At 72.3% G+C, this 13919-nt stretch carries 14 protein-coding genes; 8 read left to right on the top strand and 6 right to left on the bottom strand.

Translation table 11 applies throughout. From position 1 onward, the window contains the following. Window position 1 precedes the first annotated feature (1 nt). The 6 genes from murD to MUY22_RS46570 all read left to right on the top strand — a co-directional run bounded on the left by murD (window position 2) and on the right by MUY22_RS46570 (window position 7447). Window positions 2-1408 carry a UDP-N-acetylmuramoyl-L-alanine--D-glutamate ligase gene (gene murD, locus MUY22_RS46595; RefSeq protein ID WP_247054580.1) on the top strand — a complete coding sequence of 469 codons (1407 nt, stop codon included), beginning with the start codon at window positions 2-4 and terminating at the stop codon, window positions 1406-1408. Next, the gene (gene ftsW / locus MUY22_RS46590; protein WP_247054578.1) at window positions 1395-2900 is read left to right on the top strand and encodes a putative lipid II flippase FtsW; all 1506 of its coding nucleotides are present in this window, start codon (window positions 1395-1397) and stop codon (window positions 2898-2900) included. The genes murD and ftsW overlap by 14 nt, the downstream gene beginning before the upstream one ends. Beyond that, on the top strand, window positions 2897-4021 hold the full coding sequence (gene murG, locus MUY22_RS46585) for an undecaprenyldiphospho-muramoylpentapeptide beta-N-acetylglucosaminyltransferase (protein WP_247054576.1): 1125 nt from the start codon (window positions 2897-2899) through the stop codon (window positions 4019-4021). Before ftsW ends, murG begins: the two co-directional genes overlap by 4 nt. After that, a complete protein-coding gene (gene murC / locus MUY22_RS46580; protein ID WP_247054574.1) occupies window positions 4014-5411 on the top strand; it encodes a UDP-N-acetylmuramate--L-alanine ligase in 1398 nt (465 codons plus the stop codon). Before murG ends, murC begins: the two co-directional genes overlap by 8 nt. Before the next feature lie 4 nt (window positions 5412-5415). Next, on the top strand, window positions 5416-6258 hold the full coding sequence (locus MUY22_RS46575) for a cell division protein FtsQ/DivIB (protein ID WP_247054573.1): 843 nt from the start codon (window positions 5416-5418) through the stop codon (window positions 6256-6258). 364 nt (window positions 6259-6622) lie between these two features. Continuing rightward, on the top strand, window positions 6623-7447 hold the full coding sequence (locus MUY22_RS46570; RefSeq protein WP_247054571.1) for an NAD(P)H-binding protein: 825 nt from the start codon (window positions 6623-6625) through the stop codon (window positions 7445-7447). Window positions 7448-7457: 10 nt separating this feature from the next. Here MUY22_RS46570 and MUY22_RS46565 read toward each other — a convergent pair whose 3' ends face one another. Further along, a complete protein-coding gene (locus MUY22_RS46565; protein ID WP_247054569.1) occupies window positions 7458-8441 on the bottom strand; it encodes a LuxR family transcriptional regulator in 984 nt (327 codons plus the stop codon). A gap of 115 nt (window positions 8442-8556) precedes the next feature. Then, window positions 8557-9732, bottom strand: a complete 1176-nt coding sequence (locus tag MUY22_RS46560; RefSeq protein ID WP_247054567.1) for an MFS transporter — start codon at window positions 9730-9732, stop codon at window positions 8557-8559. Between the two features lie 77 nt (window positions 9733-9809). Between MUY22_RS46560 and MUY22_RS46555 the strand changes: the two genes are divergently transcribed. After that, window positions 9810-10358, top strand: a complete 549-nt coding sequence (locus MUY22_RS46555) for an ABATE domain-containing protein (protein ID WP_247054566.1) — start codon at window positions 9810-9812, stop codon at window positions 10356-10358. 48 nt (window positions 10359-10406) lie between these two features. On the opposite strand, the gene MUY22_RS46550 is transcribed toward MUY22_RS46555, so the two are convergent. Next, window positions 10407-10841, bottom strand: coding sequence for an OsmC family peroxiredoxin (locus MUY22_RS46550; RefSeq protein ID WP_247054564.1), 435 nt, complete (start codon window positions 10839-10841; stop codon window positions 10407-10409). After that, window positions 10828-11286: a MarR family winged helix-turn-helix transcriptional regulator gene (locus MUY22_RS46545; RefSeq protein ID WP_247054561.1), complete on the bottom strand. Its 459-nt coding sequence runs from the start codon at window positions 11284-11286 to the stop codon at window positions 10828-10830. The genes MUY22_RS46550 and MUY22_RS46545 overlap by 14 nt, the downstream gene beginning before the upstream one ends. 85 nt (window positions 11287-11371) lie before the next feature. On the opposite strand from MUY22_RS46545, the gene MUY22_RS46540 reads away from it, so the two are divergent. Further along, window positions 11372-11878, top strand: coding sequence for a DinB family protein (locus MUY22_RS46540; RefSeq protein WP_247054559.1), 507 nt, complete (start codon window positions 11372-11374; stop codon window positions 11876-11878). Here the strand turns inward: MUY22_RS46540 and MUY22_RS46535 are convergent. After that, window positions 11865-12641, bottom strand: a complete 777-nt coding sequence (locus MUY22_RS46535; protein WP_247064451.1) for a DUF1295 domain-containing protein — start codon at window positions 12639-12641, stop codon at window positions 11865-11867. The two genes, MUY22_RS46540 and MUY22_RS46535, sit on opposite strands and share 14 nt — an antisense overlap. Next, the gene (locus tag MUY22_RS46530; protein ID WP_247054556.1) at window positions 12641-13912 is read right to left on the bottom strand and encodes a cyclopropane-fatty-acyl-phospholipid synthase family protein; all 1272 of its coding nucleotides are present in this window, start codon (window positions 13910-13912) and stop codon (window positions 12641-12643) included. Before MUY22_RS46530 ends, MUY22_RS46535 begins: the two co-directional genes overlap by 1 nt. Window positions 13913-13919: the final 7 nt, after the last annotated feature.

Genomic DNA, 13919 nt, shown 5'->3' with positions numbered 1-13919 from the left:
CGTGCAGATCGACGGTCGTCACGTCCTGGTCGCCGGTGCCGGTGTGACCGGCAAGTCGATCGTTCCCGTGCTGGTCGAGCTGGGCGCGCGCGTCACCGTCACGGACGGCAACGCCGAGCGCCTGGCCGAGCTGGACGGCCTGGGCGCCGAGCTGGTGCCCGGGCTGGCCGAGCCGCCGTCCGACGTCGTCCTCGTCGTCACCAGCCCCGGCTGGCGCCCGACGTCGCCGCTGCTGGTGGCCGCGGCCGAGGCGGGCGTCGAGGTGATCGGCGACGTCGAGCTGGCCTGGCGGGTCGGGCAGCTGCGCGAGCACCCGCCGTCGTGGCTGGTCATCACCGGCACCAACGGCAAGACGACCACCGCGGGCATGCTCGAGTCGATCCTGCGGGCCGCCGGCGCCCACGCCGTGGCCTGCGGGAACATCGGCTACGCGGCGCTCGACGCCGTGCAGGCCGGGTACACCGTGCTGGCCGTGGAGCTGTCGAGCTTCCAGCTGCACTGGTCCTCGACCCTCGCGCCGGACGCCGCGGTCGTGCTGAACCTCGCCGAGGACCACATCGACTGGCACGGCTCGATGGACGACTACGGCGCCGCCAAGGGCCGCGCGTACGCCAACGCCAAGGTCGTGGTGCACAACGCCGACGACGAGTGGTCGAAGCGGATCGCCGACGAGCACGCGCCGCAGAGTGCCCGCCGCGTCGCGTTCCGGCTGGACACGCCGTTCGCCGGCGAGCTCGGCCTGGTCGAGGACCTGCTGGTCGACCGCGCCTTCACCGCCGACCCGGCGGTCAGCGCCGAGGAGCTGGCCACGATCGCCGACGTCCGCCCGGCCGGCCCGCACAACGTCTCGAACGCGCTGGCCGCGGCCGCGCTGGCCCGCGCCCACGGCGTCACGCCCGACGCCGTGCTCAAGGGCCTGCGCGGCTACCAGCCGGCGCCGCACCGGGCCGTCGAGGTCGCCGAGGTCGCCGGCATCCGGTACGTCAACGACTCGAAGGCGACCAACCCGCACGCGGCCGCCGGGTCGCTGCGCGCGCACGAGAGCATCGTGTGGATCGCCGGCGGCCAGCTCAAGGGCGCCTCGGTGGACGAACTGGTGAGCAGCATCGCGGGCCGCCTGCGCGGAGTTGTGCTACTCGGGGTGGATTCACCCGTGATCGCCGCCGCGGTTGCGCGACACGCGCCGGATGTCCCGGTGAACAGCCTCCATCCGGGTGACCATGAACCCATGACTGCGGCGGTGAGTGCGGCCAGCGCGATGGCCCGGCCAGGTGACGTGGTGCTGCTCGCACCCGCCGCGGCGTCGTTGGACATGTTCACGGGTTACGGCGAGCGCGGCGACGCGTTCGCCGCCGCGGTGCGCGTCCTCCACGACGACGCAGCGGGGGCGCCGAGTGACGGCAGTTGAGCAGGCCAAGAAGCGGCAGCCACCGCCGAAGCGGCCGCGCCGGGAGCGCAAGGAGAGCGGCTTCGTCGTCTTCCGGACCGCGCTGACCGCGTGGCTCTCGCGCCCGCTGGCGTCCTTCCACCTCGTGCTCGCCCTGACCGGCGTGCTCACCGTGATCGGCATCGTCATGGTGCTCTCGGCGTCGTCGGTCGGCTCGTACGACCCGAAGACCGGCAGCGGCGTGTACGCGCTGTTCACCAAGCACCTGGTCTTCGTCGCGCTCGGCGGCGTCGTGTTCTGGGTGGGCATGCGGGTCAAGCTCGAGCGGATCCGGCGGATGTCGGCCACCGCCACGGTCGTCTGCCTCGGCCTGCTGGTCCTGGTGCTGACCCCGCTGGGGTCGACCGTGAACGGCTCGCAGGGCTGGTTCCGGATCGGCGACTTCACCTTCCAGCCGGTCGAGGCCGCGAAGGTCGCGCTCGCGTTCTGGGGCGCGCACATCCTGGTGATCAAGTACAACGTGATCCACCAGTGGCGGCACCTGCTGGTGCCCGTGGTGCCGATCGCGCTGCTGATGTTCGCCCTGGTCATGCTGCAGCCCGACCTGGGCGGCACGGTCACCCTGGCCGTGGTGCTGCTGGCTCTGCTGTGGTTCGCCGGCGCGCCGAAACGGCTGTTCGGCGTCATCCTCGCGGGCGGCCTGGCCGGCGTCCTCGTGCTGGCGCTGATCGCGCCCTACCGCCTCGCGCGCGTCATGTCGTTCCTCTCGCCGGACCCCGACACCAGCGCCGCCGGCTTCCAGGCCAACCAGGCCAAGCTGGCGCTCGCCGACGGCGGCTTCCTGGGCAAGGGCCTCGGCCAGGGCGCGTCCAACTGGGGCTACCTGCCGAACGTGCAGAACGACTTCATCTTCGCCCTGATCGGCGAGGAGCTCGGGCTGGTCGGCTGCGTCGTCGTGCTCGCCCTGTTCGGCGGGGTCGCCGTCGTGGGCCTGCGGATCGCCACCCGCAACATCGACCCGTGGATCCGGATCGTCTCCGGCACGCTGACCGTGTTCCTCGTGGCGCAGGCCGGCATCAACATCGGCTACGTCGTCGGCCTGCTGCCGGTCACCGGCGTCACGCTGCCGCTGATCTCCTACGGCGGCACCTCGCTGGTGATCACCATGCTCATCATGGGCGTGCTCGCGAACGCCGCCCGGCACGAACCGGAGGCGGTGGCCGCGCTGCGGACACAGGGGCCGGGTAAATTCGGGCGTCTGCTGCGGCTGCCCGCGCCCGACCCGTACCGCCCGCCCGCCACGCGCAAGGGGGCGGCACGCGCCGGGGCGAAGGCGGCCAGGCCCGCGCCCCGTGCGGCGCGGCCCGCCCCGGCGCAGGAACGGCGCAAGTCGGTCCGCGAGCCGGTGCGCCGCAGCGCGGCACGGACGAGCACGGCCACGTCTCGCGGGGCCGCGCGGACAACAGCGAGCCGTGGTACCCGGAGTACCGCGAACCGGAGAGGTCATTGGTGAGTAAGCCCGTCAAGGGAACCGAGCGAACCGTCGCGGGCAAAGCGCCCGTGGTCGTGGTCGCCGGTGGTGGCACCGCAGGACACATCGAACCCGCCCTCGCCCTGGCCGACGCCGTCATGCGGCTGCGCCCGGACGCGACGGTGGTCGCGCTCGGCACCGAGCGCGGTTTGGAGAACAAACTCGTCCCGGCCCGCGGGTACGCCCTCGAGCTGATCCCGCCGGTCCCGCTGCCCCGCAAGCCCACGCCGGAGCTGCTGCGGCTGCCCCTGAAGGTCCGCGACTCGGTGCGCAGGACCCGCGAGGTGCTGGAGCGGGTCGGCGCGGACGTCGTCGTCGGCTTCGGCGGGTACGTCGCCCTCCCGGCCTACCTAGCCGCGCGCGGGCGCACCCCGATCGTCGTGCACGAGGCCAACCAGTCGCCGGGCCTGGCGAACAAGGTCGGCGCGCGGTTCGCCGCGCGCGTCGCGGTCGCCGTCCCCGGCACGCCGCTGCCCAAGGCCGAGGTCGTCGGGATCCCGCTGCGGCGGTCGATCACCTCGCTCGACCGCGCCGCGCTGCGCGCCGAGGCCCGTGAGTACTTCGGGCTGGACCCGGACGCGCCGACGCTGCTGGTGTTCGGCGGCTCGCAGGGCGCGCAGTCGATCAACAGCGCGGTGTCCGGCGCGGCGAAGGAGCTGGCCGACGCCGGCATCGGCGTGCTGCACGCGCACGGCCCGAAGAACACCCTGGTCGTGCAGGAGTTCCCGGGCAAGCCGGCGTACGTGCCGGTGCCCTACCTGGAGCGGATGGACCTGGCCTACGCGGCGGCCGACGTCGCGATCTGCCGCTCCGGCGCGATGACCGTCGCCGAAGTGACCTCGGTCGGGCTGCCCGCGGTGTTCGTCCCGCTGCCGATCGGCAACGGCGAGCAGGCGACCAACGCCCGCCCCGCCGTCACGGCCGGCGCGGCGCTGATGGTCGAGGACGCCGACCTCACCGCGGCGAAGGTCGCCGAGCTGGTCGTCCCGCTGACCGTCGACGCCGACCGGGTCGCGAAGATGGGTGCCGCCGCGGTCGGCATGGGCCACCGCGAGGCCGACGAGCTGCTCGCCAAGATCGTCCTGGAGGCCGCAGGTGCCTGAGCTCCCCGAAGAACTGCGTCGCGCGCACCTGATCGGGATCGGCGGCGCCGGCATGTCCGGGATCGCGCGGATCCTGCTGGCCCGCGGGGCTTTCGTGTCCGGTTCGGACGCCAAGGAGTCCCGCGCGCTGCTGTCGCTGCGGGCCCAGGGTGCCGAGCTGTTCATCGGCCAGAGCGCTGCGAACATCTCCGCTTTGGCCGAGCCGCCGTCCGCGGTCGTCGTCTCGACGGCGATCAAGGAGACCAACCCCGAGCTGGCCGCGGCCCGCGCCGCCGGGATCCCGGTGCTGCACCGGGCGCAGGCGCTGGCCGGTCTGATGGCAGGCCACCGCGTCGCCTGCATCGCGGGCACGCACGGCAAGACGTCGACGACGTCGATGCTCACCGTGGCGCTGCAGCACTGCCGGCTCGACCCGTCGTTCGCCATCGGCGGCGACCTCAACGAGTCCGGCGCCAACGCCCACCACGGTGAGGGCGGCGTCTTCGTCGCCGAAGCCGACGAGAGCGACGGCTCGTTCCTGACCTACTCGCCGTCGGTCGCGGTCGTGACCAACGTCGAGCCGGACCACCTGGACCACCACGGCACCGCCGAGGCCTACACCAAGGTGTTCACCGAGTTCGTCGGCCGGATCGTGCCGGGCGGGCTGCTGATCGTCTGCGGTGACGACCCCGCGGCCGACGAGCTGGGCGACCAGGCCGCGGAGCAGGGCGTCCGCGTCCGGCGCTACGGCCGCACGGTCACCGGTGAGGGCGACGCCCGCATCCTCGGCTACACGCCGGCCCCGGACGGCGGCGTCGTCCGCCTGGCCCTGGACGGTGCGGAGCTGTCCGTCCGGGTCGCGGTGCCGGGGGAGCACATGGCGCTCAACGCGATCGCCGCGCTGCTCGCCGGGCTCGAGCTGGGTGCCCCCGCGGCCGAGCTGGCCGACGGGCTCGCCGCGTTCGGCGGTGTGCGCCGCCGGTTCGAGTTCAAGGGCCGCTCCGGCGACGTCCGCGTCTACGACGACTACGCCCACCACCCGACCGAGGTGGCCGCGCAGCTGCGCGCGGTGCGGACCGCGGCCGGGACCGGCCGGGTCGTCGTCGTGTTCCAGCCGCACCTGTACTCGCGGACCAAGCTGTTCTCGGCGGAGTTCGCTTCGGCTTTGTCCCTGGCGGACGAGGTGGTCGTGCTGGACGTCTACGGCGCGCGCGAAGAGCCGGAGCCGGGCGTCAACGGCGCGTTGATCGCGGACGCGGTGACGGTGCCGGTGCACTACGAGCCCGCCTTCGACGTCGCGGCCGGACTGGTCGCCGGGCTGGTGAAGGGCCACGACCTCGTCGTCACCATGGGCGCCGGCGACGTCACGCAGCTGGGCCCGGAGATCCTCGCCGAGCTGGACAAGCGCTGACGCCATGAGTTCGACCAGCCAGCGCCGCCGTCCGTCCGAAGAGGACGAGCGGGATCGCGCTGCCCTGGCCCGGGAGCGGCGCGGCCGGCGGTCCGAAGAGGAACGCCGCCGGACCCGCGCCACCGCCACGCGGCCGCAGGCCCGGGCCCGCGCCACCCGCCCGAACCGGCGCGTCGAGATCCGGCGCCGCTGGGTAGCGCTGCTGAGCGTGCTGACGTTGATCGCGCTGGTCTACCTGCTGTTCTTCAGCTCGATGCTCGGCGCGAAGGACGTCTCGGTGACGGGCTCGCGCACGGTGACGGCCGACCAGATCCGCGCGATGGCCGCGGTCCCGCTCGACAAGCCCCTGCTGCGGCTGAGCACCGACGAGATCCGCGACCGGGTGGCGGGCATGCCGGGCATCGCCACGGTCGAGGTGTCGCGCTCGTGGCCGAACACGGTCGACATCACGGTGACCGAGCGCACGGCGATCGCGTTCTTCGACAGCGGCCCGGGCGGCGACGGCGTCCACCTGGTCGACGACGGCGGCGTCGTCTTCAAGACGGTCCCGGCCCGCCCGGCGGGCCTGCCGGAGCTGAAGCTGCCCAAGGTCTCGGCGGACGACCCGGTGACCCGGGCGGTGACGGCGGTCCTCGGCGTGATCCCGGAGCAGCTGCTGAAGCAGGTGACAACGGCGACGGCCAAGACCCCGGCGAGCGTGGAGTTCACGCTGTCGAGCGGCAAGATCGTCCGCTGGGGGACCGCGGAGCAGACGGACCGCAAGGCCAAGGTCCTGGCGGCGCTGCTCACCCAAGAGGGCAAGGTCTACGACGTCGCGGCACCCGAACTGCCGACGATCACGTCCTGATTTCCGCTGGATCCCTTCCCCGGAACTCGTGTGCCCCGAACGGGGAGCGCCCAGAAGCACTGCCCACCACTTGCGTTGAGTTGGCCATCAGCACCGAGCGGCACCCGCGGCCTCCTGCTTGTCTTGGGGCGTCTGCTCGTCGCCTTCATCGCCGTGCTCGGCCTCGCGGCTTCATCGTGCACAAGACCGGAGACACCAAAGGGCTCCGCGACCTCGCGATCCTGGTTCGCGCCGTGCGTCCGTCGTGGCCGTTCAAGTGGCCCCGTCGGCACTGACGTCCTCTCGCTGATCCAGGCAAACCCTGTGCCCTGAGTTCTCGTATGCCGTACGATCTCGTACGGCATACGAGAACGAGGAGGGCATCATGACGATCCTGGTGACCGGCGCGACCGGCAGCGTCGGACGGCTGGTCGTGGACGAGCTGCTGGCGGCCGGTGCGGACGTGCGCGCGCTGACCGTCGATCCCGGGCGGGCTGCCCTCCCGGAGGAGGCCGAGGTGGTCGTCGGCTCCCTGGCCAGACCGGACGAGGTGCCGCTGAAGGGCGTCGACGCCGTGTACCTGGCTCCGATGGCGCGGACCGTGCGGCGGTTCTGCGAGCTGGCGGCCGGCGCGGGCATCGAGCGGGTCGTCGCGCTGTCCGGCAGCAGCATCGGCGATGGGCACGCGGCCTCCAGCGGCAACGCCTACGCCGCCGTCGAAGCGGCGGTCGAGCGGGCCGGGTTCGCGCGGACCTTCCTGCGGCCCGGGTCCTTCATGAACAACACCCTCGACTGGGCCGGCATGGTGCGCGGGGGCGAGGTCGCCATGGCCTACGGCGACTCGACGCAGACCCCGATCGACCTCGGTGACATCGCCGCGGTAGCCGCGCGCGTGCTGACCACCGGCGGGCACGTCGGCGCCACCTATGTCCTCAGTGGACCCGAAGCGATCAGCCTGCGCTGGCAGGTCGCGACGCTCGAAGCCGTGCTGGGCAAGGAGATCCGGTTCCGCGAGCTGACTCCCGGCGAGCAACGCGCGCGGTGGCTCGGCTTCGGCGTCCCGGAAGAGGTCGCCGGCTGGCTGCTGACCGGCTTCGAAGCGACCACGCGCACCCCGGAGGTGCCGACCGGCGTCGTCGAAGAACTGCTGGGGCGCCCGGGAACGACCTACGCCGAGTGGGTCGCCGCGCGCCGGGAGCACTTCGCCTGACGGAACCCGCTCAGATCCAGCCGCGTTCCTTGGCGAGCAACGCGGTCTGGAACCGGTTGGCCGCACCGAGTTTGGCCATCACGTCGGCGACGTGCTTGCGGAACGTCCGCACCGACACGCCCATCTCGCGCGCGCCGAGCTCGTCCTTGTCCGCTTGGCAGAGGATCGCCAGCACCTGCTTCTCGGTGGTGCTCAAGCCGGCGCGCGCGGTCGGGTCGGCGGCGCCCACCGGCGTCGCCTGCCGCCAGACGCGTTCGAACAGGCTCACCATGTTCGCGACCTGCCCCGGCCGCGACACGACGACGGCGCCGCGTTTGCTGTCCTCGGCGTCGATCGGGGCGACGAAGACCGTGCGGTCGAACAGGATCAGCCGTTCGAGCCGGCCGCCTTCGGCCGTGCGGACCTCGGCGCCGTGCGCGCACAGGTCGAGCAGGTACGACCGGGTCCGCTCGTCGTCGAGGATCTCGGCCCGCACCACCGTGCGCATCCGGACGCCGCGGCGCAGGCAGCGCAGGTCGAGCGGCCGGGCGGCCGAAATCGTCTCGGGGCTCCACGGTCCGCTCGGCTGCAGGCCCATGATTTCCCTGCGGGCGAAGAAGGCCAGCTCGTCGAGCTTCTCCCGGACGCGGTCGAGACCCTGGACGTGCTGGACGTCCGGCCGGGTCCCGCGCGGCGCGGCGGCGGTGAAGTCCTCGTACAGCGGGCCGATCCGGCTCCGGCACGCGTCGAGCCGGCCGACCTGGTCCCGCAGCCGGGCGATCTCGAGCGAGATCAGGTTCTCCAGGGCGATCGCCGGGTCGAGCCCCTCGAACGTCTGCGCGTCGACCTGCCGGACCAGCCCGAGCCGGACGAGCTCGCGGACGATCCCGGCGGTTTCCGCGCGGTCGAGGTGCAGGGCTTCGGCGAGACCGGCGGCGGTCATCGTCTTGTCCCGCAGGCAATGGCGGTACGCGCGCTCGGCGGTGGCGTCGAGCCCGAGGTCCGCGAGGGTCATGGATCGCTCCCCTGGGTAGCAGCCCAAGGGCGTACGGTAGCAGTTTCGCGATACCCGGACAGCGGCCATGCGCTGACAAGAACGGGGGAATTCGCCGGGCTGCGGTGACTTTGCGTCAGCGCCGGGTGCGCGTCATCCCGGCCAGGGCGAGCAGCGGCAGCACCCCGGCGAACACGGCGACCGCCGTCCAGCCGCCGAGGTGGTAGGCGATCGAGCCGGCCTGCGAACCGATGGCGCCGCCGACGAAGAACGTCGCCAGGTAGATGCTGTTGATCCGGGCGCGCGCCGACGGGTCGAGCTGGTAGATCGTGTGCTGGCCGACGACCAGGGTGGCCTGCACCGCCGCGTCGATCGCGATCGCGGCGATGGCCAGCAGGACGACGCTGTGCGCGCCGAGCCCGGCGACCGCGAACGCGGCCGCGCACACGATGAACGCGGTCGTGGTGAGCCGGCGGCCGTGCCCATGGTCGGCCCAGCGCCCGGCGAGCGGGGCGATCAGCGCGCCACCGGCGCCGGCCAGGGCGAACAGGCCGACGCCCAGCTGGGAGTAGTTGAACGGCGGGGCCGTCAGCACGAACGCGATCGTCGTCCAGAAGGCGCTGAACGCGCCGTACATCGCCGACTGGAAGAGCGCGCGGTGGCGCAGCGCGGGGTGTTTCCGCACCATCGCCAGGGTCGAGCGGATCAGCCGCCCGTAGCCGACGTCGGTCTTGGGTGCCCGCTTCGGCAGGCTGAACCGCAGCACGACGGCGAGCACGGCCATCGCCACGGCGGAGATGAGGAACACCACGCGCCAGCTGGTGACCTCCGCGAGCAGGCTGGCGATCACGCGCGAGAGCAGGATGCCGAACACGAGCCCGCTCACCACGCGCCCGACGATCCGCCCGCGGATGGCGTCGGGGGCCAGGTCGGCGGCGAACGGGATGAGGATCTGCACGACCACCGACGTCGCCCCGACGAGCAGGGAAGCCAGCAGCAGCACGGCGAACCCGGGTGCGAAGCCGGTGACGACGAGCCCCGCGCAGGTGACGGCGAGCAGGCTCGAGACGAGCGTGCGGTTCTCCAGCCGGTCGCCGAGCGGGACGAGCAGGAGCATGCCCGCGGCGTACCCGATCTGCGTCGCGGTGACGATCCCGCCGGCGGCGGCCTCGCCGACCCCGAAGGTGTGCCGCAGCTCGGCGAGCAGCGGCTGGGCGTAGTACAGGTTGGCGACCGTCAGTCCACAGGAGACGGCCAGCAACAGCACCAGCCAGCCGGGCGGCGCTTCCTGCTGCGGCTTCGTCTCGGTCATCGTCACCCCTCGGGAACCGGTTTGATCGGTTCCCGGACGGTACCAGTCAAACCGGTTCCCGAGGTACGGTGACGTGCATGACAGAGCGGTTCCGGTCGGGCGCGGGCAGGTTGTGCCTCGATTTCGTGCGCACGCTGCGGTATCGCGGCACGTCCGATGCTACGGAGGAGCTGCCGGACGGCGCTTCCTGGCGTGCGTGGATCGAGGAGTTCGGCAAGTTCGGAGAGGCCGTCGTGCCGTCGGACGCTTCGGTCCGCGACGCCCGGGTGCTGCGCGAGGCGATCCACGAACTGGTCTCGGACGGCGCCGTCTCGTGCCGCCCGGCGACCCGTCAGCGCCTGAACCGCTTCGCGGCGTCGCCGGTCCCGGCGCCGGCGCTGACCCCGTCGGGCGAACTCCGCTGGCGCGCCGGGGATCCCGCGTCGGCGATGTTCTCGGTGCTGGCCCGCGACGCCCTGGACCTGGTGACCTCCCCGGCGTTCGACCGGATCCGCCACTGCGCGGGCGCGCGGTGCGGGGCACTGTTCCTGGACACGTCGAGGCCGGGAACGCGCCGGTGGTGCTCGATGGACGTCTGCGGGAACCAGGCGAAGAAGTCGACTTATCGAGCCAAAGCCGCCCACTGACGGCGAACGGCCGCCCTGCCGGAGCGGGACGGCCGTTGCGCTGAAACCTCAGACCAGTGCCGCGTCCAGGGTGATCGTCGTGCCCGCGAGGGCCTTCGACACCGGGCACGTCTTCTCCGCCGTCTCCGCGTACTCCGCGAACTTCTCCGCGCTCACGCCGGGCAGTGCCGCGCGCAGGGTGATCGCGATGCCGCTGATCTCGAAGCCGCCGCCGGCGGCCGGGCCGAGGGTGACCTCCGCGCTGACGTCGATCGAGTCCGCCGTCAGCTTCTCGGCCTCCAGCACGCCCGACAGGTTCATCGCGAGGCACGACGAGTGCGCCGCGGCGATGAGCTCTTCGGGGCTCGTCTGGCCGTCGGGGTTGCCCGCGCGGGTCGGGAACGAGACGGAGAACGTGCCGGCGTTGGACGAGTCCAGCGTGACCTCGCCCTTCCCCTTCTGCAGTCCGCCGGTCCAGTGGGTGGTCGCGTCACGGCTGGGCATGGGTGCCTCCAGGTGGGTAGGCGGCGGCTGACGCCGTCAACCGCCGCAGGGTTTCGATCAGCTGTCGCCGCTCGGTGTCGTCGAGGCCCAGTGCGCAGCCGATGGCCGGGGGGACGCCGGTGGCGCGCTCGCGCATCGACCGGCCCTCCTCGGTCAGGCCGACCACCACGGTGCGTTCGTCGGCGGGCCGCCGCGTCCGCGTCACCAGTCCGTTGGCCTCGAGTCGTTTGAGCAGCGGGGAAAGCGTGCCGTAGTCCAGGTGCAGCCGTTCGCCGATCTCCTTGACCGGCCGGTCGCCGGACTCCCACAGCACCAGCAGCACCAGGTACTGCGGGTACGTGAGGCCCAGCTCGCCGAGCAGGGGACGGTACGTGTCCGTCACGGCCCGGGACGCCGCGTACAGCGCGAAGCAGGCTTGCTCGTCCAACGAGAACTCATCCGGCACGTCCGCAAACCTAGCCCACGATTACATCGTGCGCAAGGTATTCGGCCCGCGAAAGTGTCGGACCCTTCTGGCAGAGTCCCCGGCCATGACCGAACGACCGGACCGCCCGAAGATCCCGCTCACCGGCGGCGAGCGGGAGATCCTCACCAGCCTGCTCGACTACCACCGCGCCACCGTCGCCTGGAAGAGCGGCGGGCTGAGCCCCGAGCAGGCCCGGCGGGTCCACCTGCCGAGCGAGCTGACGACCGTCGCCGGGCTGCTCGCGCACCTCACGCTCAACGAGTGGTACTGGTTCGCCGTGGTCGTCGACGGTGAACCGGACACCTGGGAGGAGAAGCTGGAGCTGGACCCGGACGCGGAGTTCCGGGTCGCGCCCGAGGCGACGGTGGAGCAGCTGCTCGCCGGCTACGAAACGCAGTGCGTCCGCAGCCGCGAGATCGTCGCGCAGCACGACCTCGCGGACGAGGTGACGCACAAGGACGAGACGTTCAACGTCCGCTGGGTCGTCGCGCACATGATCGAGGAGACGGCCCGGCACGTCGGCCACCTCGACGTGCTGCGCGAGCTGACCGACGGGCTCACGGGGGAGTGACGCGCTTGGGGGGCAGGGGGAAGAACCCGCTGGTGCGCTCGACGTAGTGGGCGTACGCCGGGCGCGTGCGGGCCATTCCCTTCTCCAGCAACGGTTTCCCCGTACCGCGGGCCAGGGTGTAGGTCATCGCGATCGGGGAGAGGATCGTCAGCGCGCCCGGCCACGTCGAGCACGCCAGGAGGTACAGGCCCCACCAGACGCACGCGTCGCCGAAGTAGTTCGGGTGCCGCGTGTAGCGCCAGAGCCCGGTGTCGAGCACCTTGCCCTGGTTGCCGGGGTCGGCCTTGAAGCGGCGCAGCTGGTCGTCGCCTGCCGTCTCGAAGGCGAATCCGACCAGCCACACGGCGACGCCTAGCCAGCCCAGCACGCCGATGTCCGTGCCGTACTGCGCGAACTGCACCGGCAGTGACACGAAGTACAGCACCACGGCCTGCACCAGGTACACGCGCACGAACATCTTCGCCGGCGACGCCTTCCTGGCCATCCGCACGTACCGCGGGTCCTCCGGCAGCTTGTGGTTGCGCAGGTGCAGGTGCGTCGAGAGGCGCACGCCCCAGACGACGGTCAGCGCCGTCACCACCAGCCGCAGCGGCAGCGGCCCGTCGCCGAACGGGAACGCGGCCAGCGCGACGATCGCGAAGCCGAGCCCCCAGAACGTGTCGATCGTGTCGTAGCGCTTGCGCGCCCGCGCGATCCCGAAGGTCACCACCACCGCCACGACCGTGACGCCGGCGGTGACCAGCAACGTGCCGCCCAGGGGCATCAGTTCCACTCCCGGGTCGCCGGCATGCCGCTGACGCCGCCGGCGTCCGGTCGCACGCTCAGGATCTGGTCCACACCCATCCGGTTCTCCTCGAACGCCAGCGCCCCGCCCACCAGGTAGAGGCGCCAGACCCGCGCGCCGGACTCCCCGATGAGCGCGACGACGTCGGCCCAGTTCTCCTCCAGGGTGTCGGCCCAGGCCCGTACCGTCCAGACGTAGTGCTCGCGCATCGCGTGGACGTCACGCACCTCGAGGCCGGCGGTTTCGAGGTGTTCGACGGTCCGGCCGACCGGGCGCATGGTCATGTCGGGCGCGATGTAGCGCTCGATGAACGCGCCGCCGCCCGGGGCGACGTTCCCGCGGGACATCTGCTGGATCAGCACGCGCCCGCCGGGCTTGACCATCTTGTGCAGCGTCGCGGCGTAGGTCGGGTAGTTGACCTCCCCGACGTGCTCGCCCATCTCGATCGACGCCACCGCGTCGAACGGCGCGTCCGGCAGCTCGCGGTAGTCCTGGCGCCGCACCTCGACGCGGTCTTCGAGGTCGTGCTGGGCGAGCCGGCCGCGGATGTGCTGCAGCTGCTCGGCCGAGAGCGTGATGCCGACGGCGTGCACGCCGTGGTGCTTGGCCGCGTGGACCAGCAGCGAGCCCCAGCCGCAGCCGACGTCGAGCAGCCGCATGCCCGGGCGCAGGCCCAGCTTGCGGCAGATCATCTCCAGCTTGTCGGACTGCGCCTCCGCCAGGCCGTAGCCCGGCTCGTCGGAGGTGAAGTACGCGCTGGAGTAGGCCATCGAGTCGTCCAGCAGCAGCTGGTAGAAGGCGTTGCCCAGATCGTAGTGGTGGGCGATGGCGGACTTGTCGCGCAGCAGGCTGTGCAGCTTCCCGGACAGCCGGGCCTCTTCGACGGGCGGCTTCGGGGGCAGGCCGATGACGCCGAGCGCACCGGCGAGCTTGGCGGCCTCCGCCCACTCGCGCGGGCCCAGCTTCACCCGCTTGAGCTCACCCGCGCGGGTGAGGGACCAGATGCGGCGGAAGCCGTCGGCGAGATCGCCTTCGACGTCGAGGTCACCGGTGACGTAGGCGCGGGCGAGACCCAGCTCACCCGGCGCGAAGAGCAGGTGGCGGAGGGCGCGGCGGTTGCGCAGCACCACGGTGGGCGCGTCCACTGGTCCGGCGCGGGTTCCGTCCCACGTCCGGAGGCCGATGGGGAGCTGCCCGCCGAGGAGCTTTTCGGCGAACGAGGCGAGGCGGTGCGCGGTGCTGTTCGGCATGTCCGGG

Origin of the sequence: Amycolatopsis sp. WQ 127309, assembly GCF_023023025.1 — a bacterium.
Taxonomy (GTDB): domain Bacteria; phylum Actinomycetota; class Actinomycetes; order Mycobacteriales; family Pseudonocardiaceae; genus Amycolatopsis.
The sequence above is the reverse complement of the archived record's forward strand: the minus strand, read 5'-3'. Positions and strand labels throughout refer to the sequence as shown.

Excerpts from the sequence above, each read along its gene's own strand:
- MUY22_RS46575 (WP_247054573.1), top strand. The coding sequence starts at position 5,416 with ATGAGTTCGACCAGCCAGCGCCGCCGTCCGTCCGAAGAGGACGAGCGG.
- MUY22_RS46550 (WP_247054564.1), bottom strand. The coding sequence starts at position 10,841 with ATGCCCAGCCGTGACGCGACCACCCACTGGACCGGCGGACTGCAGAAG.
- MUY22_RS46555 (WP_247054566.1), top strand. The coding sequence starts at position 9,810 with ATGACAGAGCGGTTCCGGTCGGGCGCGGGCAGGTTGTGCCTCGATTTC.
- MUY22_RS46540 (WP_247054559.1), top strand. The coding sequence starts at position 11,372 with ATGACCGAACGACCGGACCGCCCGAAGATCCCGCTCACCGGCGGCGAG.
- MUY22_RS46535 (WP_247064451.1), bottom strand. The coding sequence starts at position 12,641 with ATGCCCCTGGGCGGCACGTTGCTGGTCACCGCCGGCGTCACGGTCGTG.
- MUY22_RS46565 (WP_247054569.1), bottom strand. The coding sequence starts at position 8,441 with ATGACCCTCGCGGACCTCGGGCTCGACGCCACCGCCGAGCGCGCGTAC.
- MUY22_RS46570 (WP_247054571.1), top strand. The coding sequence starts at position 6,623 with ATGACGATCCTGGTGACCGGCGCGACCGGCAGCGTCGGACGGCTGGTC.
- MUY22_RS46560 (WP_247054567.1), bottom strand. The coding sequence starts at position 9,732 with ATGACCGAGACGAAGCCGCAGCAGGAAGCGCCGCCCGGCTGGCTGGTG.
- MUY22_RS46530 (WP_247054556.1), bottom strand. The coding sequence starts at position 13,912 with ATGCCGAACAGCACCGCGCACCGCCTCGCCTCGTTCGCCGAAAAGCTC.